General features: G+C 53.6%; 22 protein-coding genes and 5 tRNA genes. 3 read left to right on the top strand and 24 right to left on the bottom strand.

Annotated elements, in window-relative coordinates; all coding sequences use genetic code 11:
* Window positions 1-232 precede the first annotated feature (232 nt).
* The gene (locus tag HV242_RS06495; RefSeq protein ID WP_025204646.1) at window positions 233-613 is read left to right on the top strand and encodes a YbgS-like family protein; all 381 of its coding nucleotides are present in this window, start codon (window positions 233-235) and stop codon (window positions 611-613) included.
* A gap of 105 nt (window positions 614-718) precedes the next feature.
* Complete coding sequence (gene zitB / locus HV242_RS06490) at window positions 719-1,657, top strand: CDF family zinc transporter ZitB (protein ID WP_020884956.1); 939 nt, start codon at window positions 719-721, stop codon at window positions 1,655-1,657.
* On the opposite strand, the gene pnuC is transcribed toward zitB, so the two are convergent.
* The 20 genes from pnuC to mngA all read right to left on the bottom strand — a co-directional run bounded on the left by pnuC (window position 1,654) and on the right by mngA (window position 18,586).
* Window positions 1,654-2,373 (bottom strand): nicotinamide riboside transporter PnuC, encoded by a 720-nt coding sequence (pnuC, locus tag HV242_RS06485; protein WP_044858118.1) that lies wholly within the window; start codon window positions 2,371-2,373, stop codon window positions 1,654-1,656. The genes zitB and pnuC overlap by 4 nt on opposite strands.
* Window positions 2,374-2,394: 21 nt before the next feature.
* A complete protein-coding gene (gene nadA, locus HV242_RS06480; protein ID WP_050737376.1) occupies window positions 2,395-3,438 on the bottom strand; it encodes a quinolinate synthase NadA in 1,044 nt (347 codons plus the stop codon).
* A gap of 235 nt (window positions 3,439-3,673) precedes the next feature.
* Window positions 3,674-3,749: transfer RNA gene (locus HV242_RS06475), tRNA-Lys, on the bottom strand.
* 31 nt (window positions 3,750-3,780) lie between these two features.
* Window positions 3,781-3,856 (bottom strand) — tRNA-Lys (locus HV242_RS06470).
* Window positions 3,857-3,995: 139 nt separating this feature from the next.
* Window positions 3,996-4,071 (bottom strand) — tRNA-Lys (locus tag HV242_RS06465).
* Between the two features lie 4 nt (window positions 4,072-4,075).
* A tRNA-Val gene (locus HV242_RS06460) sits at window positions 4,076-4,151 on the bottom strand.
* Window positions 4,152-4,178: 27 nt separating this feature from the next.
* A tRNA-Lys gene (locus HV242_RS06455) sits at window positions 4,179-4,254 on the bottom strand.
* A 161-nt stretch (window positions 4,255-4,415) separates the two neighbouring features.
* Window positions 4,416-5,210 (bottom strand): cell division protein CpoB, encoded by a 795-nt coding sequence (gene cpoB / locus HV242_RS06450; RefSeq protein ID WP_063858353.1) that lies wholly within the window; start codon window positions 5,208-5,210, stop codon window positions 4,416-4,418.
* Between the two features lie 9 nt (window positions 5,211-5,219).
* Complete coding sequence (pal, locus tag HV242_RS06445) at window positions 5,220-5,741, bottom strand: peptidoglycan-associated lipoprotein Pal (RefSeq protein WP_003858578.1); 522 nt, start codon at window positions 5,739-5,741, stop codon at window positions 5,220-5,222.
* Window positions 5,742-5,776: 35 nt separating this feature from the next.
* Window positions 5,777-7,069, bottom strand: coding sequence for a Tol-Pal system beta propeller repeat protein TolB (gene tolB / locus HV242_RS06440; protein WP_025204648.1), 1,293 nt, complete (start codon window positions 7,067-7,069; stop codon window positions 5,777-5,779).
* A gap of 133 nt (window positions 7,070-7,202) precedes the next feature.
* Window positions 7,203-8,489, bottom strand: a complete 1,287-nt coding sequence (tolA, locus tag HV242_RS06435; protein WP_025204649.1) for a cell envelope integrity protein TolA — start codon at window positions 8,487-8,489, stop codon at window positions 7,203-7,205.
* Window positions 8,490-8,517: 28 nt separating this feature from the next.
* Window positions 8,518-8,946, bottom strand: coding sequence for a colicin uptake protein TolR (gene tolR / locus HV242_RS06430; RefSeq protein ID WP_014169185.1), 429 nt, complete (start codon window positions 8,944-8,946; stop codon window positions 8,518-8,520).
* A gap of 3 nt (window positions 8,947-8,949) precedes the next feature.
* Window positions 8,950-9,642 (bottom strand): Tol-Pal system protein TolQ, encoded by a 693-nt coding sequence (gene tolQ / locus HV242_RS06425; RefSeq protein ID WP_014169184.1) that lies wholly within the window; start codon window positions 9,640-9,642, stop codon window positions 8,950-8,952.
* Window positions 9,639-10,043: a tol-pal system-associated acyl-CoA thioesterase gene (gene ybgC / locus HV242_RS06420; RefSeq protein WP_014169183.1), complete on the bottom strand. Its 405-nt coding sequence runs from the start codon at window positions 10,041-10,043 to the stop codon at window positions 9,639-9,641. The genes tolQ and ybgC overlap by 4 nt, the downstream gene beginning before the upstream one ends.
* Window positions 10,044-10,191: 148 nt before the next feature.
* A complete protein-coding gene (ybgE, locus tag HV242_RS06415; RefSeq protein WP_020884961.1) occupies window positions 10,192-10,482 on the bottom strand; it encodes a cyd operon protein YbgE in 291 nt (96 codons plus the stop codon).
* On the bottom strand, window positions 10,482-10,595 hold the full coding sequence (gene cydX / locus HV242_RS06410; RefSeq protein WP_014169181.1) for a cytochrome bd-I oxidase subunit CydX: 114 nt from the start codon (window positions 10,593-10,595) through the stop codon (window positions 10,482-10,484). Before cydX ends, ybgE begins: the two co-directional genes overlap by 1 nt.
* A gap of 14 nt (window positions 10,596-10,609) precedes the next feature.
* Window positions 10,610-11,749 (bottom strand): cytochrome d ubiquinol oxidase subunit II, encoded by a 1,140-nt coding sequence (gene cydB / locus HV242_RS06405; protein WP_014169180.1) that lies wholly within the window; start codon window positions 11,747-11,749, stop codon window positions 10,610-10,612.
* Between the two features lie 15 nt (window positions 11,750-11,764).
* The gene (gene cydA / locus HV242_RS06400) at window positions 11,765-13,333 is read right to left on the bottom strand and encodes a cytochrome ubiquinol oxidase subunit I (protein WP_020884962.1); all 1,569 of its coding nucleotides are present in this window, start codon (window positions 13,331-13,333) and stop codon (window positions 11,765-11,767) included.
* A gap of 678 nt (window positions 13,334-14,011) precedes the next feature.
* Window positions 14,012-16,648 carry a mannosylglycerate hydrolase gene (gene mngB / locus HV242_RS06395; protein ID WP_050737377.1) on the bottom strand — a complete coding sequence of 879 codons (2,637 nt, stop codon included), beginning with the start codon at window positions 16,646-16,648 and terminating at the stop codon, window positions 14,012-14,014.
* A gap of 21 nt (window positions 16,649-16,669) precedes the next feature.
* Window positions 16,670-18,586, bottom strand: coding sequence for a PTS 2-O-a-mannosyl-D-glycerate transporter subunit IIABC (mngA, locus tag HV242_RS06390; protein ID WP_050737378.1), 1,917 nt, complete (start codon window positions 18,584-18,586; stop codon window positions 16,670-16,672).
* A gap of 169 nt (window positions 18,587-18,755) precedes the next feature.
* Between mngA and HV242_RS06385 the strand changes: the two genes are divergently transcribed.
* Window positions 18,756-19,472: a GntR family transcriptional regulator gene (locus HV242_RS06385; RefSeq protein WP_050737379.1), complete on the top strand. Its 717-nt coding sequence runs from the start codon at window positions 18,756-18,758 to the stop codon at window positions 19,470-19,472.
* Between the two features lie 83 nt (window positions 19,473-19,555).
* Here the strand turns inward: HV242_RS06385 and sucD are convergent, their stop codons facing one another.
* The 4 genes from sucD to sucA form a co-directional block, all read right to left on the bottom strand.
* Window positions 19,556-20,425 carry a succinate--CoA ligase subunit alpha gene (gene sucD / locus HV242_RS06380; protein ID WP_014169173.1) on the bottom strand — a complete coding sequence of 290 codons (870 nt, stop codon included), beginning with the start codon at window positions 20,423-20,425 and terminating at the stop codon, window positions 19,556-19,558.
* The gene (sucC, locus tag HV242_RS06375; protein ID WP_006809579.1) at window positions 20,425-21,591 is read right to left on the bottom strand and encodes an ADP-forming succinate--CoA ligase subunit beta; all 1,167 of its coding nucleotides are present in this window, start codon (window positions 21,589-21,591) and stop codon (window positions 20,425-20,427) included. The genes sucD and sucC overlap by 1 nt, the downstream gene beginning before the upstream one ends.
* An 85-nt stretch (window positions 21,592-21,676) precedes the next feature.
* Window positions 21,677-22,903, bottom strand: a complete 1,227-nt coding sequence (odhB, locus tag HV242_RS06370) for a 2-oxoglutarate dehydrogenase complex dihydrolipoyllysine-residue succinyltransferase (RefSeq protein ID WP_025204653.1) — start codon at window positions 22,901-22,903, stop codon at window positions 21,677-21,679.
* A 14-nt stretch (window positions 22,904-22,917) separates the two neighbouring features.
* Entirely contained in the window at window positions 22,918-25,725 is a 2,808-nt protein-coding gene (sucA, locus tag HV242_RS06365) for a 2-oxoglutarate dehydrogenase E1 component (protein WP_014169171.1), read from the bottom strand.
* Window positions 25,726-25,835 lie beyond the last annotated feature (110 nt).

Raw genomic sequence — 25,835 nt, 5'->3', positions numbered from 1 at the left:
TAAACACGGTTTTACACTTCACGCAGATAATTCCTGGAATTCACCTAAAAATCGCCACAAAATAGCGAAAAACGAGATCTAACCTAAGCTTTTTAACTGTAACAACCACTTTTGTTTGATTAAACGCGATTCCATACTGACGTAAGTCCGTATGACGGAATCTTTCGCCTCTGAAAAAGATGCACTGTTGGAAAATGTTATCCAGCGTAACGACAAGAACAGGAGCACCAAGATGAAAATGACGAAACTGGCAACCCTCTTCCTCACAGCCTCCCTTACCCTGGCAAGCGGCAGCGTCCTTGCCGCTGAGACGGGCTCAACAGATAACAACGGTGATGCAAATGCCGCGGCGGCGGCGGGTCAGGTCGCCCCTGATGCAAAACAGAATATCGCCCCGAATAATGTCGATAACAGCCAGATCAATACCGGGAACACCAATACCGGAGGCACGATGTTGCATCCGGACAGTAGCGGCTCTGGCACCATGAATCATGACACGATGAGTACCGATGAGATGCATAAGAACACTATGTGCAAAGACGGTAAGTGTCCGAATTCGAATGACAAAGTGGGCGACGATGCCAATACCAAAACGGATGGCACAACCCAATAATCCGTGACGGATGTAAACGTAAAAGGAGAGCTCTGGCTCTCCTTTCTTTTGGAGTAAGCCATTAAAAACGCTACACTAAAAACAATAACAAAAAGGAAAGCTGATATGGCGCACACGCATTCACACACCCCATCTCCTGGCGATGACAACGCTAAACGCCTTATGCTGGCCTTCGGCGTCACGGCAACGTTTATGGTTATCGAGGTCATTGGTGGCCTGGTATCCGGCTCTCTGGCGCTTCTGGCGGATGCCGGACATATGCTTACCGATGCCGCCGCCCTGCTCTTTGCCCTGTTGGCCGTGCAGTTTGCCCGTCGTCCGCCTAACGCGCGTCATACCTTTGGCTGGCTGCGACTGACCACTCTGGCGGCGTTTGTTAACGCTATTGCTCTGGTGGTTATCACCCTTCTTATCGTCTGGGAAGCCATACAGCGCTTTCGTCACCCACAGCCGGTCGCCGGAGCGACAATGATGGTTATCGCCGTAGCAGGTCTACTGGCGAATCTTCTGGCGTTCTGGATTTTGCATCGCGGCAGCGGGGAAAAGAACCTCAACGTGCGCGCTGCGGCCCTGCATGTCATGGGCGATTTACTGGGTTCCGTCGGCGCTATTGTGGCCGCGCTGGTGATCCTTTATACCGGCTGGACGCCCGTCGACCCGATTCTTTCCGTGCTGGTATCGTGTCTGGTATTGCGCAGTGCCTGGCGGCTGCTGAAGGAGAGCGTGAATGAACTGCTTGAAGGGGCGCCGGCATCCGTGGACATTGCCGAGCTTAAACGCAACCTGCGTCGTTCCGTGCCCGAGGTGCGCAATGTGCATCATGTTCACGTCTGGCTGGTGGGTGAGAAACCGGTCATGACATTGCACGTCCAGGTGATCCCTACCCATGACCATGATGGCCTGCTTGAGCGCATCCAGCACTTTCTCGAACATCACTATGAGATTGGCCACGCCACCATCCAGATGGAGTACCAGCCCTGTAACGGCCCGGACTGCCACCTGAACGAGGCGCAGTCCGGCCATTCACATCATCACCATCATTAGTTCGAAAGCGCGCGAGAGCCTCGCTCACGCGCGCTATTAATCCACATCCGGCTCCCGTTCAGGGCAATGAAGGTCAGCAGCAGATACTCCAGCGACATCGCATAGACGCCCTGACGCGCAAAAATAACCACGCTAATGACGTTAATGACGACCCAGAGCAGCCAGTTCTCAACGTATTTACGGGTCATCAGGATCATCGCAGCAATCGACAGCACCATCATGCAGGAGTCCCAGAACGGGAAAGCATCCGGCTGGAGTGATGGCATAGCGACATTCAGCCCGAGGCCAGACATGACCGACACCGCGACACGGGTCAGGAATGCAAACACCGGGTTGATATAGACGGTCATTAAACCAATGGCAACAACGCAGGCGACAAACCAGGCGATGGCTTTCGGTAAGGGCAGCCAGCGGATTTGCAGCTCCGCCTCCTGCTGGCTGTTCTGCCGCGACCACGCGTACCAACCGTAAATGTTCGCCGCAAAGAAGAACAACTGCAAAAGCAGGCTGGCGTACAGCTGGATCTGGAAGAAGATAATCGCAAAGAGCGTAACGTTAATTAACCCGAACGCGTAGTTGCTGATCTTCTCCAGGCTTGCCAGCCAGATACACAATAACCCAGCCAGCGTACCCACGGCCTCAATCCATGACAGGTCATAGCCACCTGCACCAATCGGTATATGAACCAGAATGTTCTGTGTGCTAAAAAAATCCATCTTTTCCCCAGGGCGTATTAATTAAGTACGTAGTGTAGCCGCAAAATCCAGCATGCGGTTAAGCGGAATTAACGCACCTTCACGCAGAGCAGCATCCACATGGATTTCATGCGTTGCTCCGCCTTTCTCCAGCCCCTCAGCGATAGCTTTCAGGCCGTTCATCGCCATCCACGGGCAGTGCGCGCAGCTACGACACGTCGCCCCCTCGCCCGCCGTTGGTGCTTCAAGCAGCTCTTTCTCAGGCACGGCCTGCTGCATCTTATAGAAGATACCGCGGTCGGTTGCCACGATGAGCTGCTTGTGCGGCAGCGTCCTGGCAGCATTGATAAGCTGGCTTGTGGATCCCACGGCATCGGCCATGTCGACAATGGACTGCGGTGATTCCGGGTGAACAAGGATCGCAGCGTGCGGGTAAAGCGCCTTCATGCGCGAGAGCGCCTGCGTCTTAAATTCGTCATGAACAATACAGGCACCCTGCCAGCAAAGCACGTCAGCGCCGGTCTGCTTCTGCACGTAATGACCGAGATGGCGGTCAGGCGCCCAGATGATTTTCTCGCCCAGGCTGTCCAGATGCTCAATCAGTTCAACGGCGATGCTTGACGTCACGACCCAGTCTGCCCGCGCTTTCACTGCGGCAGAGGTATTGGCATAGACCACCACAGTACGGTCCGGATGGGCATCGCAGAAGGCCGAGAACGCATCAATCGGACAGCCGAGGTCGAGTGAACACTCCGCATGTAGCGTTGGCATCAGAATGGTTTTTTCAGGGCTGAGAATCTTTGCGGTTTCCCCCATAAAGCGAACGCCTGCGACCAGTAACGTGGAAGCAGGATGTCTGGCACCAAAGCGTGCCATCTCCAGAGAGTCAGAGATGCAGCCCCCGGTCTCTTCCGCCAGTTGCTGGATTTCCGGGTCGGTGTAGTAATGTGCAACCATCACTGCATCTCGCTCTTTGAGAAGACGTTTGATCTTCTCACGGTAAAACTGCTTCTCATCCTGACTCAGCGGGACAGGCTTTGGCGGGAAGGGATAGATTGCGGCTTCTGGATCAAACATCACGCTCATTATGGCTTCTCGTTTTACTGGCTTAACATTATTGCCTTTCTTTTGCATGACATAGCAAAACGGACGGCAAATGTGTTTTGTATACTAAACAAGATAGCGAATTTGCGAGAAAAAGTCACCGGAAATAGGTGTGCGTAGCACGCAGCGGATGGCGACTTCGCCGGAGCCGACCTGCAAGGTCAAAATATGCGGAATACAGATAGCAAAAAAGCGCCTTTAGGGCGCTTTTTTACATTGGTGGGTCGTGCAGGATTCGAACCTGCGACCAATTGATTAAAAGTCAACTGCTCTACCAACTGAGCTAACGACCCCTTGCGGGATGTACTGCAACTCTATTCAGGCTGGTGGGTCGTGCAGGATTCGAACCTGCGACCAATTGATTAAAAGTCAACTGCTCTACCAACTGAGCTAACGACCCGCTTGGGTGTTGCCTGAATTTTTACTCATACCAATAACCTGGTGGGTCGTGCAGGATGACTCGGCTTCGCCTCGCCCTACGGGCCGTTGCTGTTGCAACGTTATCCTTCACGTTTAACATCTTAGTAAGACATTAAAATTGGTGGGTCGTGCAGGATTCGAACCTGCGACCAATTGATTAAAAGTCAACTGCTCTACCAACTGAGCTAACGACCCGGAGTGGTGGGTGATGACGGGCTCGAACCGCCGACCCCCTCCGTGTAAAGGAGATGCTCTACCAACTGAGCTAATCACCCACTCTGTACTACCGGAACTGCTTTAAGTGGTGGGTCGTGCAGGATTCGAACCTGCGACCAATTGATTAAAAGTCAACTGCTCTACCAACTGAGCTAACGACCCACTTTTACGCTGTTTTCACGTTGTTTGATATCCCGTGGCAACGGCGGCATATATTACTGATTTAAGAATTCAGCGCAACAAAAATTTCGATGAAGATCACTTAACTGCTTACGAATCATGCTGCACGACCAGAAATAACGCGATTTCTGGTCATGCGATAATCATCCCATCGAATTCAGACGTTTTTGCGCCTGCTTCGCACCTTCGGTGTCAGGGAATTTAGCAACCACCTGCTGATAAACCGCTTTCGCTTTCGCAGTGTCACCTTTGTCCTGCATGATGACGCCGACTTTAAACATCGCATCAGGCGCTTTTGGCGATTTCGGGTAATTTTTCACCACTGAGGCAAAATAAAACGCCGCATCGTCCTTTTTACCCTTGTTGTAATTCAGCTGACCCAGCCAATAATTTGCATTTGGCAGATAAGTGGAATCAGGGTATTTCTTCACAAAGTTCTGAAACGCAACGATAGCGTCATCCTGACGAGATTGATCCTGTACCAGGGCAATGGCCGCGTTGTAGTCCGTATTCGCGTCACCGCTCTGAACAGGCGCTCCCGTCGAGGCCGAAGCATCTGCCGCAGGAGCAGGGGTCGACGTCGCCGCACCGCTCTGATCGCCTGCTGCTGGCTGCGCAGCTGCGCCACCGCTGCTGAGGCTATCCATCTGCAGCAAGATTTGCTTCTGACGTTCCACAACCTGGTTAAGCTGATACTGGCTTTCCTGAATCTGACCACGGAGAGAGTCAATATCGTTTTGGTTGTCGGAAAGTTGTTGCTGGAGTTGGGTTAAAAGCTGACTGTGAGCGTTAGAAATACGCTCGAGTTGAGTGACCCGGTCTTCTACCGAGCCTGAGCCGACACTACTGATTGGTGCCTGAGCAAAAGCGGCCCAGGGGGCCGCTATTCCAACCAGTAACGACAGACTCAACAGATGATGTCTGAAGTTACTGCTCATGCAATTCTCTTAGTAAACCAGTACGGCACGACGGTTTTTGGAGTAAGCCGCTTCGTCGTGACCCAGTACTGCAGGTTTTTCTTTACCGTAAGAAACGATGGAGATCTGGTCAGCAGAAACGCCTTTACCCTGCAGGTACATTTTAACGGCGTTAGCACGACGTTCACCCAGGGAGATGTTGTACTCTGGAGTACCACGTTCGTCCGCGTGACCTTCTACGGTGACTTTGTAAGACGGGTTGCTACGCAGGAAGTTAGCGTGAGCATCCAGCATCGCAGCGAAGTCAGAACGGATGTCGTATTTATCCAGATCGAAGTAAACGATGTTGTTCTGCTGCAGCTGCTGCATCTGAAGACGCGCTTGCTCTTCAGAAGACATGTTGCCATTGCCATTCGCGTCCATACCGGTACCGGCACCCATCATGCCTTCGCCGCTCTGGTCATTGCTTGCATTCTTGTTAGAAGAACACGCTGCGATTGCCATTACAGGCAGAGCGATCATCAGCCCTTTCAGCACTTTGTTCAGTTGCATTTCTATGATTCCTTTAGTAATCAATTAATTATTATTTACAGATACGGCGACCAGGCAGGTGATTTTACCTGTCCATCAGTTGCCGGAATACGCGCTTTGAAACGCCCATCTGTAGAAACCAGATTCAGCACAGATCCCATCCCCTGAGAAGAGCTGTAGATTACCATAGTGCCGTTAGGTGCCAGACTTGGCGTTTCATCCAGGAACGTTGACGACAGAACTTGAACGCCACCCGCTACCAGATCTTGTTTGGCAATGTGCTGCTGCCCACCGTTGGAGCTGACCATTACCATAAATTTACCGTCGCTGCTCACATCTGCGTTTTGGTTCTGCGAACCTTCCCAGGTAATCCGCTGTGGAGCACCGCCGTTGACGTTCACTTTATAGATTTGTGGACGACCTGCCTGGTCAGACGTAAATGCCAGGTTCTGGCTGTCCGGGAACCAGGACGGTTCGGTGTTGTTGCTGCGACCATCGGTCACCTGGCGAATTTGACCAGAGCCAATGTCCATCACGTACAGGTTCAGGCTACCGGTTTTAGAGAGCGCAAACGCCAGTTTGGTACCGTCCGGAGAGAACGAAGGCGCACCGTTGTGACGAGGGAACGACGCAACCTGGCGAACAGCACCGTTAGCCAACGTCTGGATAACCAGCGCTGAACGACCGCTTTCGAAGGTAACATAAGCCAGTTTAGAACCGTCCGGAGACCAGGCTGGAGACATCAGCGGCTGAGAAGAACGTTTCACCAGGAACTGATTGTAACCATCATAGTCAGATACGCGCAGCTCATACGGGAACTGACCGCCATTGGTCTGTACCACATAAGCAATACGGGTACGGAACGCACCTTTAATGCCGGTCAGTTTTTCAAATACCGCATCGCTGGCAGCGTGTGCCGCGTAGCGCAGGTACTGTTTAGTGACCTTGTAAGAGTTCTGTGCCAGAACGGTACCCGGTGCACCGCCGGTATCAACCAGCTGCCATGCAACGTTGTAAGAGCCGTCCGGGTTAGGTGTAACCTGACCAACAACGACAGCATCAATACCGAGTGCAGACCATGCAGCAGGCTGTACTTCCTGCGCGCTGCCCGGCTGCTGAGGCAGACGAGAACGATCTAATGGGTTGAATTTACCGCTGTTACGCAGGTCAGCCGCAACGATGCCACCGGCATCTTCAGGCGCAGCGCCAGGACCGGCCCACTGGAACGGAACAACACCGATTGGGCGTGCCGAATCCACCCCCTGGGTGATCTCGATACGTACTTCTGCGTGCAGTACTGCTGCCCACAGCATTAAAAAACCAAATGCTACACGTAATGCCTGCTTCATCATATCTCCCTTATCCGGGTAACCTTACCCACGATAATTTAGCAGAATGTTAACAAACCCAAATAGACAAAACTACTAAACCCTGTGACTAACCCTGGTCTATTTTTCCCCGTTTGCACGGGGAAAATGTAACTTAAGGTTTGAAGTCCAGCGGTGCATTTTTAAAGACTTCGTAGACTGCCTGTGACGGCGGCTTAGGCATCTTAGCCTGACGCGCTGCGGCAAGTGCTGCAGTACATAAAGCGGGATCGCCACCTTCGGACTTAATATCAAGGAGCATGCCATCCGGCGCCAGTTTTATACGCAGCGTGCACGTTTTACCGGTGTAGGAAGACGCATCATAGAATCGGCTTTCGATAGCGGATTTAATCTGCGCGGCATAACCGTTGATTTCTGCACCAGAAGCACCGTTACTCTTAGTGTTACCACTACCTGTTGGTGCTGCATTGTTTCCTTTCGCACCACCGCCCGCTTTCGGCGCATTCTTACCAGAACTCAGGTCGCCCAGGAGATCGTCAACGCCAGCGGCATCCGCGGCTTTCTCAGCGGCGGCCGCTTTTTTGGCGGCGGCTTTCTCTGCAGCAGCTTTCTTATCGGCAGCGGCTTTTTCTGCTGCAGCTTTTTTGTCAGCAGCCGCTTTCTCGGCGGCGGCTTTCTTCTCTGCTGCGGCTTTTTCAGCAGCGGCCGCTTTTTCGGCTGCAGCCTTCTCAGCAGCAGCCGCTTTTTTCGCAGCATCGGCAGCAGCTTTCTTCTCTGCTTCCTGAGCGGCTTTCTTTGCGGCTTCCGCTTCAGCTTTTTTCTGAGCATCAGCAGCAGCTTTTTTTGCCGCTTCCGCTTCAGCTTTCTTCTGAGCATCGGCTGCGGCTTTCTTCGCCGCTTCGGCTTCAGCTTTCTTCTGAGCATCGGCTGCGGCTTTCTTCGCCGCTTCCGCCGCTAATTTTGCCTGGGCATCAGCTTGTGCTTTCGCGTCCGCCGCGGCTTTGGCTGCCGCCTCTTCCGCCTGCTTCTGCTGTTCCTGAGCTTTCTTCGCGGCCTCTTCAGCTTGCTTCTGCTGTTCCGCCTGCTCTTTCGCTGCTTCCTGCGCCTGCAAACGTTCTTTCTCAAGCTGCTTCAGTCGCTCCTGCTCAGCGGCCTGCTTTTCACGCAGTTCTTCCGCTTGCTGTTGCGCCTGTTTTTCACGCTGCTCTTCAGCCCGTTTTGCACTCGCCTTCTGCTGTTGCTCGCGGTTATAGTTCTGCACTACCGCACCGGGATCCACCATGACGGCGTCAATGGAAGAGCCTCCACCGCCGCCCGATGATGCATCAATGTGCTCGTCGAACGAACTCCAGATCAGCACTGCAAAAAGAATAACGTGCAGCACTGCGGAGACGATTATCGCTCGCTTAAGCTTGTCGTTCTGTTCGGTTGCCTTTGACACTATCGGTTCCCAAAAACTACGCAGATGATCAAATAGGCTGAGTCATTAAGCCAACTGACTTAACGCCCGCGCTATGTAGCAAGTTCAGCGCTTTAATAATTTCATCGTATGGTACGTCTTTCGCGCCACCGATTAAGAAGACCGTTTTCGGATTTGACTCCAGGCGTCGCTGCGCTTCAGCAATAACCTGCTCAGGTGGCAGTTGATCCATACGATCTTTTTCTACCACTACGCTGTATTGCCCTACACCGGAAACCTCAATGATGACCGGAGGATCGTCATTGGTGCTTACCGCCTGTGATTCTGTCGCATCCGGCAGATCAACCTCCACGCTCTGGGTAATGATGGGTGCTGTCGCCATGAAGATCAGCAGCAGTACCAACAGAACGTCCAGCAGTGGAACGATATTGATTTCGGACTTGAGCTCGCGACGATTTCGTCCACGCGATCTGGCCATGGTTTACCCCTTGTTACTCTCGGTACTGGTAAACGCCTGACGGTGCAGAATCGCGGTGAACTCTTCCATAAAGTTGTCGTAGTTCAGTTCCAGTTTATTCACGCGCTGGTTCAGACGGTTGTAAGCCATAACCGCCGGGATCGCCGCAAACAGACCGATAGCGGTCGCAATCAGTGCTTCTGCAATACCCGGGGCAACCATCTGCAACGTCGCCTGCTTCACCGCCCCCAGGGCGATAAAGGCGTGCATAATCCCCCAGACCGTACCAAACAGACCGATATACGGGCTGATGGAACCAACGGTTCCCAGGAAAGGAATATGCGTTTCAAGGTTTTCCAGCTCGCGATTCATGGAGATACGCATCGCACGCGAGGCACCTTCCACAACCGCTTCAGGCGCGTGGCTGTTTGCGCGATGCAAACGAGCAAACTCTTTGAATCCGCTATAGAAAATCTGTTCGGAGCCTACGAGGTTATCACGGCGTCCCTGGCTTTCCTGATACAGACGAGAAAGCTCAATACCCGACCAGAACTTATCTTCAAACGCTTCTGCTTCACGGCCAGCCGCATTGAGGATACGCGTTCTCTGGATGATGATGGCCCAGGATGCGATTGAAAAACCAATCAAAATCAACATGATAAGTTTAACCAGAAGGCTTGCCTTCAGGAACAAATCAAGGATATTCATGTCAGTCACTGCTTAAACTCCGCGACAATAGACTTAGGAAGCGCACGAGGCTTCATTATGGTTGGATCAACACAGACGATCAGGACTTCAGCTGAGTTCAGTACCGTATTTTCTGCATTGACTATCCGCTGCGTGAAAACCATTGAGGTTCCGCGCATTGATGTAATTTCAGTTTGGACTTCGAGCATATCGTCGAGTCTGGCAGGCGCAAAATACTCAAGCGTCATCTTGCGAACCACGAAGGCAACTCGCTCAGCCAACAGCTCCTGTTGACTAAAGTGATGATGGCGCAGCATCTCTGTGCGTGCCCGTTCATAAAAAGCAACGTAGCTGGCGTGGTAAACCACACCCCCGGCATCGGTATCTTCGTAATAGACACGAACCGGCCATCGAAACAGCGTTGTATTCACTTTACATCCCGGTAATGCAACAAAAGTTAGAGCTTTTAAACTTCGCTACTATACGCGCGGGAAAGATGGTTTGGAATGGGAGAAAGTAAACGGAGAGTAAATTTTTATGGGCCAGGGTAAGCCCATATCATTAACGGACATTTCTTATTCAGAAGAAGAAGAAAATCAAGCCAGCGAGAAGCACCAGATCGGCGATAAGTGGGCAGAAAATCCCCTGCCAGTGCAGCGCTTTCGGACGAAAGCCTACGCCGTGGATCACACCTGCGCACACCGCCCACATAATGAGGAAGCCGTGCCAGATCTCAAGCTCGCTGGTCTTCGCTGCAAAGCGCGAAGGGTCCCAGAAGATACAACCTGCCAGCAGTAATGCCATCACTAAAGAAAGCGCCCTTAACGGGCGCTTATCCATTACCGCGTAAAGCGTCGCGATAATGTTCATTAGTGTTTGTCTTCACCTGCTTTAGACGCTTCGACGTGCTCAAGCGCCAGGGCAGTAATGACACCAAATGCACAGGCAAGAAGCGTCCCTAAAATCCATGCGAAATACCACATATTCAGCTCCTTACTTAGTACAGAGAATGAGTGTTGCTTTCAATATCTTCTTTCGTGATACGACCGAACATTTTCCAGTAACACCAGGCGGTGTACAGCAGGATAATCGGTACGAACACGCAAGCAACATACGTCATCAGGTTAAGCGTCAGCTGGCTGGACGTTGCATCCCACATGGTCAGGCTTGCATTCATCATCGTGCTGGACGGCATGACGAATGGGAACATCGCGATACCCGCAGTCAGAATAATGCACGCCAGCGTCAGTGAGGAAAATACAAATGCCAGGGCACCTTTTTCCAGACGTGACGTCAGTATCGTCAGCAGCGGCAGCAACACACCCAGAGCCGGAATAGCCCACAGAACAGGCATATTATTGAAGTTCACCAGCCACGCGCCAGCCTGACGTGCCACTTCTTTCGTCAGCGGGTTAGACGGTGCCGTGTGGTTAATTGCAGACGTAATGACATAACCGTCGATACCGTACATCACCCATACGCCGGCCAGTGCGAAGCACACCAGAGTAATAAGCGCAGCAACCTGCGCCGTTGCACGAGAGCGAAGATGCAGTTCACCTACGGTACGCATCTGCAGATAGGTCGCACCCTGAGTAATGATCATTGCCACACTCACCACGCCTGCCAGCAGACCAAACGGATTCAGCAGCTGGAAGAAGTTACCGGTGTAGTAAAGACGCATGTATTCATCGATGTGGAACGGTACACCCTGCAGCAGGTTACCGAACGCCACGCCAATCACCAGCGGTGGAACGAAGCTACCAATGAAGATGCCCCAGTCCCACATGTTGCGCCAGCGGGTGTCTTCAATCTTGGAACGGTAGTCGAAACCAACCGGACGGAAGAATAAAGAAGCCAGCACCAGAATCATCGCCACATAGAAACCGGAGAACGCAGCCGCGTAGACCATCGGCCAGGCAGCGAACAGCGCGCCGCCTGCGGTGATCAGCCACACCTGGTTACCGTCCCAGTGCGGGGCGATGGAGTTAATCATGATTCGACGCTCGGTGTCATTACGACCGAGGAAACGGGTGAGCATCCCCACCCCCATGTCGAAACCGTCAGTGACTGCGAAACCGATCAGCAGAATACCGACCAGCAGCCACCAGATAAAACGCAATACTTCATAATCGATCATTTGATGACTCCTGTCTTAGCGTGCCGGCTGAGTAGTCGCACCGGACTGCTCGTAGTGATAGCGACCGGTTTTCAGGCTGCTTGGGCCAAGGCGCGCGAACTTGAACATCAGGAACAGTTCAGCCACCAGGAACAGGGTGTACAGACCACAAATCAGCAGCATGGAGAAGATCAGATCGCCTGCAGTCAGAGAGGAGTTCGCTACCGCCGTTGGCAGCACCTCACCGATCGCCCATGGCTGACGGCCATATTCCGCAACAAACCAGCCGGATTCGATAGCAATCCACGGCAGTGGGATACCATACAGCGCGGTACGCAGCAGCCATTTTTTCTCACCGATGCGGTTACGAATCACGGACCAGAAGGACGCCGCAATGATCAGCAGCATGATGATGCCGCAGCCCACCATAATACGGAATGCGAAGTACAGTGGCGCCACGCGTGGAATGGAGTCTTTGGTCGCCATCTGGATCTGCGCTTCCGTCGCGTCGGAGACGTTCGGGGTATAGCGTTTCAGCAGCAGACCGTAACCCAGATCTTTCTTCACATCGTTGAACTGGTCACGCACGGCCTGGTCGGTAGAACCCGCACGCAGCTGCTCCAGCAGCGCGTAGGCTTTCATACCGTTACGGATACGGCCTTCATGCTGCACCATCAACTCTTTCAGACCCGTCACCTGCTTGTCGACGGAGCGGGTAGCAATGATGCCGAGCGCGTAAGGAATTTGAATGGCGAAGCGGTTTTCCTGTGCATCCTGGTCGGGAACACCGAACAGAGTAAAGGCAGCAGGCGCGGGTTGGGTTTCCCATTCGGCTTCGATAGCGGCCAGCTTGGTTTTCTGCACGTCACCCATTTCGTAACCGGATTCATCACCCAGCACGATAACAGAAAGGATTGCAGCCATACCGAAGCTTGCAGCGATAGCAAAGGAGCGCTTAGCAAACGCGAAGTCACGACCACGCAGCATGTAGTAAGAGCTGATGCCCAGTACAAACATCGCGCCGCACACATAGCCAGACGCCACGGTGTGAACGAATTTAACCTGTGCGACCGGGTTCAGCACCAGCTCGGCAAAGCTGACCATCTCCATACGCATGGTTTCGAAGTTGAAATCAGACGCGATAGGGTTCTGCATCCAGCCGTTCGCGACCAGGATCCACAGTGCGGACAGGTTCGAACCGAGTGCCACCAGCCAGGTCACCGCCATATGCTGGACTTTGCCCAGACGGTCCCAACCGAAGAAGAACAGACCTACAAAGGTGGATTCGAGGAAGAAGGCCATCAGACCTTCAATGGCCAGCGGCGCACCGAAGATATCCCCAACGTAGTGAGAATAGTAAGACCAGTTAGTCCCGAACTGGAACTCCATGGTCAAACCGGTAGCCACGCCCAGTGCAAAGTTGATACCAAACAACTTGCCCCAGAACTTGGTCATATCTTTATAAATCTGTTTGCCGGAGAGGACGTAGACCGTTTCCATGATGGCCAGCAGGAACGCCATACCGAGCGTTAGTGGCACAAACAGGAAGTGGTACATCGCGGTCAAGGCAAACTGTAAGCGCGACAGTTCGACTATATCTAACATCATGACTCCTTGCTCATCGCATGAAGACTCCGAGAGTGAACCCCGTTAGAAAAGGATTCACACACATGCCCCAATACAAATTATTCGCATCCATGTCGTCGCGCTTAGCCTGAGAAAGGATAAAAGCAATGACGATAGGTTACAAATACGTTAATAAAAAACTCAAATTGATCCCGCAAATATAATACGCTGCAAAACCCTTACAATAAACAGGTTTTTATTGAATCACATTTACGTTTTTCGACGGCGATCAATTTATAGCAAAATTACCACTTTTCAGCCATTTTGATCGGGGACAATTTACCGCCTTTCGACACCTTTTTCCAAGGATTAAACTTTGATTTAAATCAAAAAGCACCGTTTCTGTTAACCATGTTTAAATGTAGTGTGAATGGTAAAAACCTTGTTAATGCTATGTGTACGACGAGATATTTGGAGTTATCAAAAGCAAGAAAGAATATAAACAGACGTGATTTATTTTAACGCTGAAGAACAACGCATCTTTACATTCGCGTTAACGTATAAAGGTAGTCGTCAGCGCGTTTTTTTTCCATTGTGCGACGACAGCCGCAGATAATTACATTTATTTTACCTGCGACACGCTTAAAATTAACACCTCAATGTGACTATTCAATAAAAAAGGCTGCCCTGCGCGCAGCCTTTTGTTCACTTCAGACGCTACCTTTCCGTTTTCAGGCTAAAAGTCCGCGATTGCCCAGGCCTGAACAGGCCCGTAATGCCCTTTTCTTCTCCCCTGCCTGCCAGTACCTGTTCATTTAAATCCGTCTCGCAACAGCCTTTAAGCGCCTGATTCCACGATAAAGAGGCATCACAGGACACAGATTCCGACGGATTGAACAGACGAAGGATAAGCGCGTCCCGATCCTCCGCCTTTTTTATCGCGCTCATAACACAGCCTGTCGGCGAAAGGGTCAGCAGGCTGTATCTGTCCGGCGTGCTGAACGGCGCACGGTTAAGCTTCATGGCATCCCAGGGGATTTTGTTATAACACTGGACGGGGGTAAGCCACGCTTTTGCCTGCTGAGCAACGCCGGCGTTCTCGGGAGAGCCGCTAAAACTCAGAAGGCTAAAACGGCAATCGAGCCGACCCCGAAGCTGCGAGTCCGGAACGGCCATTTTTATGCCGGACGGCCGGCCCGGGCGTAACAGCAAATCTTCCTTTCCGAGCACGCCCACACCGCGTAGAAGGGTCAGAGCAAACGCTTTTTCCGCCTCCCCCACCACTTCAAATTCGCGTAACCCTTCTGTGAACAGGGCGAGCCCGTTTCGTTCCTGCTGCAGCACGGCGTAGTTAAGTAAATTCCAGACGGGAACCGGTGCTTCTTTCCAGCCCTCTTCTTGCCAGTTAGCCATCGCGTCATCGCGAACCGGGCGCGTTATAGAGCCAAACTGCGTATCTGACAGTACCTGCTCCGTCATAAACGGCGTCGGGATAAGTACGCGGACCCGGTGATCGTCAGCCTGATTATCCAGACGCGCCACAACATCTACACGCCTGCTGTTATGGCTGAGAGTAACCTCAAATTCCACCGCAAGAGCGCCATTGCGCAGGCGGGCTGACCGCTCGGCCAGGTTTGCCGGAACGGCGATGCGATGCTGGATCACCGCCCTGCTCTGCCAGGCTTCCTGTGTCACCTCAACATGATGCTGCCCGTGCGCTGAAGTGAGCCGCCACTCTTCCCGAGAAGGCGAGTAGTCGTACTCATCGCCATCATCCGACCCCTCTTCAATTTCCAGTACGCGGTCATAAATAAGTCCGGATTCTTTATCATGCAGGCGCAGCGTGCCATCGTCATTTATATCAATTTGCCAGAAGGCGTTTTCCAGCAGAGCATCCGTTTTTGCCCTCGTGGGCAGCCTCTTTTCAGGAGCCTGGGGCTCGATGTAAAGCGTGCGGTATCCCATCGCGGGCAGGATCTGACAGATTTGGATATCAAACTCCATAAACGGATCGTAATTACCATAGTGCACGATTTGCCGGTCAATCAGCCCCGGGTCTATTTCCCGGGCGCGGCGAATAAAACAGGGGATCTCATTGCCTTTATCATCCCGCAACCGGAACTGGCTCGCGCGCAGACGAAGGGTGGTGTTAATCACCTCTTCACGGGGCCAGGGCATCAGATTGAACATCACCAGCTTGTCGGCCTCGCTTTGCGGCATATTGTCGACAATCTTGCGCATCGAGAAACGCGTGAGGTTATCGGCCATATCTTCAGCGAGCGCAAACCGGGCCATAATCTCACGATGCACTTTATCGCTGCAGCAGCAGCCAATACTGTCGTGAGCATGATTCTTGAGGATCTCTTTCCACATTTTCTCCAGCAAACCGTGGTGATACTCGAAGCCCAGCATCCAGGCGAGCGCCGCCAGCGGTTCGAGGATATTCACGATTTTGTTTTCAATGCGGGCGTGGGCAATTTTGATGTCCATCCGTGTGGAGCCGATTGTCCGGTGTACACGCATGTATTTGCCGTCGATAAACTCCCCTTTCAGCGTCGCCAGTTCGTCACGGTGCGCTTCAGTATGTTCAAAGACCTCCTCGAACCGGCTCATCACAAATTTCCGCTGCGGGTACATCTTTCGAAGGGTATCCATCACCGCGAAAATGTTCTGCTGGAGGGGCATCTGGTCGTGACCGTTAGGCAGCAGAATCTCTTTCGTCACGGAAGCGTTCTCCAGCAATGTAAGCCAGGTATCGAGCCGTTTACGCAGCCCCGCTTCATCCTCCGGTAAGTACTTACCAATCGCGTAGCCCAGCGGTAGTACCTGCGCCGTAACTTCGCTGCCGTCTGCGCTCTGCCATAAAAATTCTGTTTTATCGGTGCCGTGACGCTCAGAACATCCGCGCCAGAACAGCGTGCGGGTGATACCAAAGCCGTTATAGATATGCGGAAGTTGCCCGGACATGCCAAACGAATCCGGCAGATACCCTATTTTCATCGGCTCACCGAATTCCATGCAGTCGCGCATCCCGTACATCAGATTGCGAACGATCGATTCGCCACTGACAATCGTGGTGTCGGTCTGGGTATACCACGGCCCGATAATCAGCTTTCCGCGCTCAACCAGCGCTTTTACCCGGGGCCGGTTGTCCGGTACGACGGCGAAGTAATCCTCCAGTACCGCGGTCTGTCCATCAAGAACGTAGTATTTATACTCTTCGTCCTGCTCCAGACGGGTCAGGATCTCCTCCATGTTATTGACCAAAAGGATCCGCGACGCTTCGGTGGTGAAATACCACTCACGGTCCCAGTGCATATGTGGCGTGATATGAACGCGAGATACAGCTTTCATCTTCGTTTCCTGTAAATGAATTTATGGCGTGACGTCTTCCGTCAGGTATTTGCCTTTTTTTACGCCCTGACGTCGCCAGAACAGTAAGATGAGCGTAGAGAGCATCGTTCCCCCCAGCGCAGCGCCAAACCAGCCTGCCGCCGCGATCGCGCCACCCATCCCCGCGTCATGCAGTAAAAAGAGAGAGAAGATGCCCGCCCCCGGCGTAGACAACCCGATGCCCATTGCACCGATAATCGCCCCTGTTGCCATCGAGCCAACAACAAACGAGCCAATCACCCGCAGCGGATCTTCAATGGCCATCGGAATTGCCCCTTCGGTGATGCCCGCAAGGCCCAGCAGCCACGTCGACTTGCCGGTTTCGATTTCAAACGGTTTAAAGAGATGCGGTGCCAGCATGGTTGAAGCCGTGACGGTAAAAGCCGAGACCATTTTGACGGAAGCAAAAATGGCATACGGCCCGTAAACGCCGTTGGCCATCGCCCCCAGACAGAACGCATAGGCCGCTTTGTTGACCGGTCCCCCTAAATCGAACGAGCACATAAAACCGAGCAGAGTGCCCAGTAGCAGCGCATTGGCACCGGAGAGCCCGTTAAGCCATGCCGTGAGGGAGGTGTTGATCCACGCGACCGGCTCGCCGATCACGAACAGCATCAGGCTGCCCGCGCCCAGCACGCCAATCACCGGGTAGAGGTAATAGGTTAAAAAGCCGTTATAATGCTGACTCAGACGGATATGGTTTTTCACCCAGCGCATCAGATAGCCGGCAATCAGGCCACCTGCAATCGCCCCTAAAAAACCTGAACCGATCATATTGGCGGCAAGACCGGCCGCAAAACCCGGCGCCAGAGCAGGTTTATCTGCCAGCGAGTAGGCGGTATACGCGGCCAGTACCGGCACCATTAACGTGCCTAACATCCCCCCGCCGAGTTTGCGATACATCCACAGCCATGAGTTCTCTTGCTCAAACAGATGCTGTAATCCCAACATCTGTGCCAGCAATACCGCAACGGCCAGCACCGTGCCTCCCGCCACAATCAGCGGCACGGCAAAGGAAATACCGCTGAGCAGGGCCTGCTTAAGCTCCGTTTTAAGGCTCTTGCTCACATCATTGCCGGTGTGCACCTGGCGATCCGTTCCCGCGGGGGGTAAGGCCAACGCACGCTTAATAAGCGCTTCGGCATGGCGAAGCGGTTCCGCGACCGGCACGGACAGCGTCGGGATGCCCTGAAAACGCTCGCTCTCTTTGAGAGCCACTTCTGCGGCAATGATACAAGCCTGCGCAGTGCGTAACTGCTGCGCGGTCAACCGCCCTTCGATACCGTTCGCCCCCTGCTTTTCCACCACCACGTTTACGCCAAGCTTACGCCCCGCTTTTTCCAGATACTCAGCTGCCATATAGGTATGCGCAATGCCGGCGGGGCATGCAGTTACACAAACGATGGTTGGCGCATCCACGAACGCGACAACGTCATCTTCCTGTGGCACATCGTCCAGCGCGGCGAGTAGCGCTGCTGCCGTGGTAGCCGCCATGACGCGCGCCCGAAGAGTTTCATCCGCCAGACGAGAAGTAAGTTCCGTCAGCACCTGGATATGGGTTGAGCCAGCTTCAGCCGGCGGAATGGCAAGCAGGAAAATCAGCTCGACATTTTCCGGGCCATCCACGCCTTCCCAGCTCAGCGGTTCACACAGGGTGGCTACGGCAAAAGCCGCCTCTTTCACCACCGCTGATTTACCATGCGGGACTGCCAGCCCTTCGCCGAGCGCGGTAGGGCCTAGCGATTCCCGATGAAAGACTTCGGTTAAAAACGCATTGCCGTCGGTAATTTTGCCGAGCGTCACCAGCCGCATCGTGAGCTGGCGTATTGCTTCATCACGACTGGTGTACTGCGCCTGCACGCAGACAGCGTCGGGATGGGTCAGGGTCGTCAGGTTCATCAGGATCCTCACACTCAAGGGTAATTGTTCAGGATCGATTGTGACAGACGAACTGATACCTTTATGTGATCATTTTCACTAACACCGATAATTTGTATTTAACTTGTATTATTTACAAATTCTGTACTGGAGGCATAATTCCGTGAAAAGGTATTAGAAGGCAGACGACATGGGCAATAAACCGATGTACCGGCAGATAGCGGATGCGCTTCGCGAGAAAATTACCGCCAGTGAGTTAAAACCCGGTGATGCGTTACCGACGGAATCCAGCCTGCAGGAGACATTTAGCGTCAGTCGCGTCACGGTGAGGCAGGCACTGAAGCTCCTCACTGAAGAGCAGATTATCGAGAGCATTCAGGGCAGCGGCTCCTATGTGAGAGAGGAGCGCGTCAATTACGACATTTATCAGCTTACCGGCTTTTATGAAAAACTGGCGGACCGAAACGTCGATACCCACAGCGATGTAAAAACATTCGAAGTGATCAAAGCGGATGTGAAACTGGCTGAGACGCTTAACATTCGCCCGGATGACAAAGTGTGGCATGTCAAACGGGTGCGCTTTATTAAGCAAAAACCGGTGAATCTGGAAGAGACGTGGATGCCGCTGGCGATGTTCGCCGACCTCACCTGGGAGGTGATGGAAAATTCCAAATATCACTACATCGAACAGATCAAGAAGATGGTTATCGATCGCAGTGAACAGGAACTGGTTCCGATCATGCCCTCACAGGAGGCGATCGACGCGCTGGCGCTGGATCCGGCAAAACCGATACTGGAAAAGGTGTCACGCGGCTTTCTGAAGGATGGGCGGGTGTTTGAATACAGCCGTAACGTGTTTAACAGCGACGATTACAAATTCACGCTGGTCGCGAAACGCAGGCATTAAAAAAGGCCGCTTTACAGCGGCCAACCATGTCGAAACGGACACTTATTACTTCAACGCTCCCTTTTACAGGGAGCAGAGAGGATTTACTTAATGATGGATTTCAGTGCTTCGCCGATATCCGCCAGGCTGCGAACGGTTTTCACGCCTGCGGCTTCCAGCGCGGCGAATTTCTCATCAGCCGTACCTTTACCGCCTGCGATAATCGCGCCTGCGTGACCCATACGCTTACCTTTCGGCGCTGTCACACCTGCGATATAACCGACAACCGGCTTGGTCACATGTTCTTTGATATACGCAGCCGCTTCTTCTTCTGCGCTACCGCCGATTTCACCGATCATCACGATCGCTTCGGTCTGCGGATCTTCCTGGAACATTTTCAGGATATCAATGAAGTTAGAACCTGGGATGGGGTCACCACCGATGCCCACACAGGTGGACTGGCCGAAACCGTAGTCGGTAGTCTGCTTAACCGCTTCATAGGTCAGCGTACCGGAACGGGAGACGATACCCACTTTACCCGGTTTGTGAATGTGACCCGGCATGATGCCGATTTTGCATTCGCCTGGGGTGATAACGCCCGGGCAGTTCGGGCCGATCATGCGCACGCCAGCTTCATCCAGCTTCACTTTCACGGTCAGCATATCCAGCGTCGGGATACCTTCGGTGATGGTGATGATGAGCTTGATGCCCGCGTCAATCGCTTCCAGAATCGAGTCTTTGCAGAACGGAGCCGGAACGTAAATAACGGTCGCGGTCGCGCCCGTCGCTTCAACTGCTTCGCGCACGGTGTTGAATACCGGCAGGCCCAGGTGCGTGGTGCCGCCTTTACCTGGCGTTACGCCACCAACCATCTGCGTGCCGTAGGCAATCGCCTGTTCGGAGTGGAAAGTCCCCTGGCTACCGGTGAAGCCCTGGCAGATAACCTTGGTATCTTTATTAATTAAAACTGACATTATTTCCCCTCCACTGCGGCAACAACCTGCTGAGCTGCATCCGTCAGACTTTTCGCTGCAATAATATTCAGGCCGCTGTCAGCCAGTTTTTTCGCGCCGAGTTCAGCGTTGTTACCTTCCAGACGCACCACAACCGGGACGTTAACACCCACTTCTTCTACCGCACCGATGATACCGTCTGCAATCAGGTCGCAACGCACGATACCGCCGAAGATGTTAACCAGCACGGCTTTGACGTTGTCGTCAGAGAGGATGATTTTGAACGCTTCGGTTACACGCTCTTTGGTTGCGCCACCGCCCACGTCGAGGAAGTTTGCAGGCTCACCGCCGTGCAGCTTAACGATGTCCATGGTGCCCATCGCCAGGCCTGCGCCGTTAACCATGCAGCCGATGTTGCCATCCAGCGCCACGTAGTTCAGTTCCCACTGTGCAGCCTGCGCTTCACGCGGGTCTTCCTGAGACTGGTCGCGCATTTCACGCAGATCCGGCTGGCGGAACAGTGCGTTGCCGTCAGCGCCCAGTTTGCCGTCGAGGCAGATCAGGTCGCCCTGAGTGGTGATGACCAGCGGGTTGATCTCGATCAGCGCCAGGTCGCGCTCCAGGAAGATGGTGGCCAGACCCATGAAGATCTTGGTGAACTGCTGAACCAGCTTGCCTTCCAGACCCAGTTTGAACGCCAGCTCACGGCCCTGGTAAGGCATTGGGCCTGCCAGCGGATCGATCGCCACTTTGTGGATGAGGTGTGGCGTCTCTTCTGCCACTTTCTCGATTTCCACGCCGCCTTCGGTAGACGCCATGAACACCACACGACGGGAGCTACGGTCAACAACCGCGCCCAGGTACAGTTCTTTCGCGATGTCAGTTGCAGCTTCAACCAGGATCTGGTTGACAGGCTGACCGTTCGCATCTGTCTGGTACGTTACCAGACGCTTGCCGAGCCAATGTTCAGCAAACGCACGAATCTCTTCTTTACTCTTAACAACCTTCACACCGCCCGCTTTACCACGGCCACCAGCGTGAACCTGACACTTAACTACCCAAGGGCCGGAACCGATTTTAGATGCGGCTTCTTCTGCTTCACGCGGGGTAGTACAGGCATAACCCACCGGAGCCGGTAAGCCATACCGGGCAAACAGCTGTTTGGCCTGATATTCATGTAAGTTCATGTGTTCTATCCATCCTTCAGGTAATCGTTAGGTAGTGCTTTTGTAGGCCCGGCAGACAACGCGCCGCCGGGCAAGACTGCTAAAACTAGACGTCCAGCAGCAGACGCGTTGGATCTTCCAGCAGCTCTTTAATGGCAACCAGGAAGCCCACGGACTCGCGGCCGTCGATCAGACGGTGATCGTAAGAGAGTGCCAGATACATCATTGGCAGGATCTCCACTTTGCCGTCTACCGCCATTGGACGATCTTTAATGGCATGCATACCCAGGATCGCGCTCTGCGGCGGGTTGATGATCGGGGTAGACATCAGTGAACCGAAAACGCCGCCGTTGGTAATGGTGAAGTTACCGCCGGTCAGATCGTCTACGGTCAGCTTGCCGTCGCGACCTTTTACAGCCAGCTCTTTAATCTTTTTCTCGATGTCAGCCATACCCAGAGTATCGACATCACGCAGAACCGGGGTAACCAGACCACGTGGCGTAGAGACTGCCATGCTGACGTCGAAGTAGTTGTGATAAACCACGTCATCGCCATCGATAGAGGCGTTAACTTCCGGGTAGCGTTTCAGCGCTTCAACAACCGCTTTCACGTAGAAGGACATAAAGCCCAGACGGATACCGTGACGTTTTTCAAACGCGTCACCGTACTGCTTACGCAGGTCCATGATTGGCTTCATATTCACTTCGTTGAAGGTGGTCAGCATCGCGGTGGAGTTTTTCGCTTCCAGCAGACGCTCAGCCACACGCTTACGCAGGCGAGTCATCGGCACGCGTTTTTCGCTACGGGCACCCAGCGCAGGCTGTGCTGCCGGCGCCGCTGCCGCTGCTGGCGCTTTAGCTTCTGCCTGAGCAGGGGCTTTCGCCAGGTGCTTCTCGATATCTTCACGGGTCAGACGACCACCGACACCGGTGCCTTTAATGGCAGCCGCATCCAGGTTGTGCTCGGCCAGCAGGCGACGGATCGCCGGGCTGAGCGCGTCGTTAGTTTGCTCTTCCAGAGAGGCCTGCTGACGCTGGGCTGGGGTAGACGCTTTTTCGTCAGACTTCGCGCTGGACTCTTTGCCCGCGCTGTTGCCTTCACGCAGGCGACCCAGGATCTGACGGGAGGTTACGGTTGTCCCTTCGTCTTCCAGGACTGCATCCAGAATGCCATCCGCTGAAGCCGGTACTTCCAGTACCACTTTGTCAGTTTCGATTTCTACCAGCACTTCATCGCGCTTAACGCTATCGCCCGGTTTTTTGTGCCAGGTGGCGACGGTCGCATCTGCTACGGACTCAGGCAGGTCGGGAACAAGAATATCTACGCTACTCATTATGTATCCTTTAATTAATCGACGTTCAGCGCGTCATTGACCAGATCTTGTTGCTGCTTCTGGTGAACGGACATATACCCTACCGCCGGAGAGGCGGAGGCCGGGCGACCTGCATAACGCAGGGCAGACCCAAATGGAATGACTTCACGGAAATGATGCTGACTGCAGTACCAGGCGCCCTGGTTGAGCGGCTCTTCCTGGCACCAGACAAAATCATGCACGTGAGCATACGGTTTCAACGCTTCCTGCACCGCCTGGTGCGGGAATGGATAAAGCTGTTCGATACGCACGATGGCGACATCTTTCTGGTCGTTCTTACGGCGCTGTTCCAGCAGGTCGTAATAAACCTTACCAGAACACATCACAACACGCTTAACGGCCTGCGGATCCAGTTCGTCAACCTCACCGATGGCAGGCAGGAAGGTGCCGTTCGCCAGTTCGTCCAGGCTGGACACCGCCAGCGGGTGGCGCAGCAGGGATTTTGGCGACATGACCACCAGCGGACGGCGCATACCGCGCAGCGCCTGACGACGCAGCATGTGGTAGACCTGAGCCGGAGTGGACGGCACGCAGACCTGCATGTTCTGCTCAGCGCAGAGCTGCAGATAACGTTCCAGACGGGCGGAGGAGTGCTCCGGACCCTGACCTTCGTAACCGTGTGGCAGCAGCATCACCAGGCCACACATACGGCCCCATTTCTGCTCGCCGGACGAGATGAACTGGTCGATAACGACCTGGGCACCGTTGGCGAAGTCACCGAACTGCGCTTCCCAGATAGTCAGGGTGCGCGGTTCCGCAGTGGCGTAGCCGTATTCGAATGCCAGTACCGCTTCTTCAGACAGGACGGAGTCCCATACCTTGAACTGACCCTGACCGTTATGGACATGCTGCAGCGGAGTATAGGTTGAACCGTTAGTCTGGTTGTGAACAACCGCGTGACGGTGGAAGAAGGTGCCACGGCCCGCATCTTCACCGGACAGACGAACAGGAATGCCTTCATCAACCAGCGTTGCGTAAGCCAGTGTTTCCGCCCCGCCCCAGTCGAACAGCTTCTCGCCCGCCGCCATTGATTGACGGTCAGCATAAATTTTCGCTACGCGAGACTGCATCTCGATAGCGTCTGGTACGGTGCTGATGCGTTTAGCCAGCTCCTGCAGGCGCTTCATCTCTACCTTGTTCGGGTAGCTCTCATCCCACTCGTGGTTGAGGTACGGCGACCAGGTAAAGGAGTGCATGTTCATCGGGCGCAGCTCTTTCACTACGCATTCACCCGCATCCAGCGCGTCACGGTAGAGGTTGACCATTTCGGTCGCATCTTCCAGCGTCGTCACGTTGTCGCCTTCCAGCTTGTCAGCATAGATTTTGCGTGGCGTCGGGTGTTTTTTGATTTTCTGATACATCAGCGGCTGCGTTGCACTTGGCTCGTCAGCTTCGTTGTGGCCATGACGGCGGTAGCAGAACAGGTCGATGAACACATCGCGTTTGAAGGTGTTACGGTAGTCCAGCGCCAGACGGGTAACGAACGCCACGGCTTCCGGGTCATCCGCGTTAACGTGGAAGATCGGTGCCTGAACCATCTTACCGATGTCGGTGCAGTACGGGGTAGAACGCGCATCCAGTGGGTTAGAAGTCGTGAAGCCCACCTGGTTGTTGATAACAATGCGAACGGTACCGCCCACTTCGTAACCACGCGCCTTGGACATGTTCAGCGTTTCCTGAACCACGCCCTGCCCTGTGACCGCCGCGTCACCGTGAATGGTGATTGGCAGGACTTTGTTGCTGCTCGGCTCGTCCAGACGATCCAGACGCGCGCGTACAGAACCGATAACCACCGGGCTCACAATTTCCAGGTGTGACGGGTTAAACGCCAGCGCCAGGTGAACCAGACCGCCTTCGGTTTCGATATCAGACGAGAAGCCCATGTGGTACTTCACGTCACCGGTGCCGAGGTGTTCTTTATGTTTGCCCGCGAATTCGTCGAACAGGTCCTGCGGTTTTTTACCCAGCACGTTGACCAGTACGTTCAGACGACCGCGGTGCGCCATACCCAGCACCACTTCACGGGTACCGCTTTTGCCTGCGTGACGAATCAGCTCTTTCAGCATAGGTACCAGCGCGTCGCCGCCTTCCAGCGAGAAGCGTTTCGCACCCGGGAATTTCGCGCCCAGATAGCGCTCAAGGCCTTCTGCTGCGGTCAGTTCGCTGAGGAAGCGTTTTTTCTCTTCAGCAGAGAAATTCGCGTGGCCCGCCACAGATTCGATGCGCTGCTGGATCCAGCGTTTCTCTTCTGTAGAGGTGATATGCATATATTCCGCGCCGATGGAGCCGCAGTAGGTTTGCTTGAGCGCGTCAATCAGCTCGCCCAACTTCATCGTGTCTTTGCCGATGGCAAAGGAACCTACGTTAAAGCTTTCCTGGAAATCGGCCTCGGTCAGATCGTGATACGCCGGATCGAGATCCGCCACACGATCTTGTTTCCACAGTCCCAGCGGATCGAGATTCGCATGCTGGTGACCACGGAAGCGATAAGCGTTGATAAGCTGCAGGACTTTAACCTGCTTCGCATTGGTGTCAGGGTCGGAAATCGCAGAAGAGTAACGTGAGGCATCCTTCGCCAGACGACGGAAATAATCACGTGTTTTGGAATGGAATTGATCCGGTTTGACTCCAGTGCCAGGTAACTGCTGGAACATGGAACGCCAGTTTGCGTCCACTGAGTCAGGATCGGTTAAGAAGTCTTCATAGAGCTGTTCTATCCAGCTCTGGTTTGAACCAGAGAGGTAAGAAGAGTCCAGCCAGGCTTTCATTGCGCCGTTCTGCATCGTGATCCCTTAAGCATTTTTATGCTTACTTTCGCCGTAGAAACTACCACGTACAACACGTACGTGCCGGGGTTCACCTGCGAGCTCTTATGTTGTCTTGGGCTCGCGAA

Origin of the sequence: Enterobacter sp. RHBSTW-00593, from assembly GCF_013784105.1 — a bacterium.
Taxonomy (GTDB): domain Bacteria; phylum Pseudomonadota; class Gammaproteobacteria; order Enterobacterales; family Enterobacteriaceae; genus Enterobacter; species Enterobacter ludwigii.
Note: the sequence above shows the minus strand (reverse complement) of the source record. Positions and strands in the feature narration are given on the sequence as shown.

Excerpts from the sequence above, each read along its gene's own strand:
- HV242_RS06495 (WP_025204646.1), top strand. The coding sequence starts at position 233 with ATGAAAATGACGAAACTGGCAACCCTCTTCCTCACAGCCTCCCTTACC.
- zitB (WP_020884956.1), top strand. The coding sequence starts at position 719 with ATGGCGCACACGCATTCACACACCCCATCTCCTGGCGATGACAACGCT.
- pnuC (WP_044858118.1), bottom strand. The coding sequence starts at position 2,373 with ATGGATTTTTTTAGCACACAGAACATTCTGGTTCATATACCGATTGGT.
- nadA (WP_050737376.1), bottom strand. The coding sequence starts at position 3,438 with ATGAGCGTGATGTTTGATCCAGAAGCCGCAATCTATCCCTTCCCGCCA.
- cpoB (WP_063858353.1), bottom strand. The coding sequence starts at position 5,210 with ATGAGCAGTAACTTCAGACATCATCTGTTGAGTCTGTCGTTACTGGTT.
- pal (WP_003858578.1), bottom strand. The coding sequence starts at position 5,741 with ATGCAACTGAACAAAGTGCTGAAAGGGCTGATGATCGCTCTGCCTGTA.
- tolB (WP_025204648.1), bottom strand. The coding sequence starts at position 7,069 with ATGAAGCAGGCATTACGTGTAGCATTTGGTTTTTTAATGCTGTGGGCA.
- tolR (WP_014169185.1), bottom strand. The coding sequence starts at position 8,946 with ATGGCCAGATCGCGTGGACGAAATCGTCGCGAGCTCAAGTCCGAAATC.
- ybgE (WP_020884961.1), bottom strand. The coding sequence starts at position 10,482 with ATGAACATTATCGCGACGCTTTACGCGGTAATGGATAAGCGCCCGTTA.
- cydX (WP_014169181.1), bottom strand. The coding sequence starts at position 10,595 with ATGTGGTATTTCGCATGGATTTTAGGGACGCTTCTTGCCTGTGCATTT.
- cydB (WP_014169180.1), bottom strand. The coding sequence starts at position 11,749 with ATGATCGATTATGAAGTATTGCGTTTTATCTGGTGGCTGCTGGTCGGT.
- cydA (WP_020884962.1), bottom strand. The coding sequence starts at position 13,333 with ATGTTAGATATAGTCGAACTGTCGCGCTTACAGTTTGCCTTGACCGCG.
- mngB (WP_050737377.1), bottom strand. The coding sequence starts at position 16,648 with ATGAAAGCTGTATCTCGCGTTCATATCACGCCACATATGCACTGGGAC.
- mngA (WP_050737378.1), bottom strand. The coding sequence starts at position 18,586 with ATGAACCTGACGACCCTGACCCATCCCGACGCTGTCTGCGTGCAGGCG.
- HV242_RS06385 (WP_050737379.1), top strand. The coding sequence starts at position 18,756 with ATGGGCAATAAACCGATGTACCGGCAGATAGCGGATGCGCTTCGCGAG.
- sucD (WP_014169173.1), bottom strand. The coding sequence starts at position 20,425 with ATGTCAGTTTTAATTAATAAAGATACCAAGGTTATCTGCCAGGGCTTC.
- sucC (WP_006809579.1), bottom strand. The coding sequence starts at position 21,591 with ATGAACTTACATGAATATCAGGCCAAACAGCTGTTTGCCCGGTATGGC.
- odhB (WP_025204653.1), bottom strand. The coding sequence starts at position 22,903 with ATGAGTAGCGTAGATATTCTTGTTCCCGACCTGCCTGAGTCCGTAGCA.
- sucA (WP_014169171.1), bottom strand. The coding sequence starts at position 25,725 with ATGCAGAACGGCGCAATGAAAGCCTGGCTGGACTCTTCTTACCTCTCT.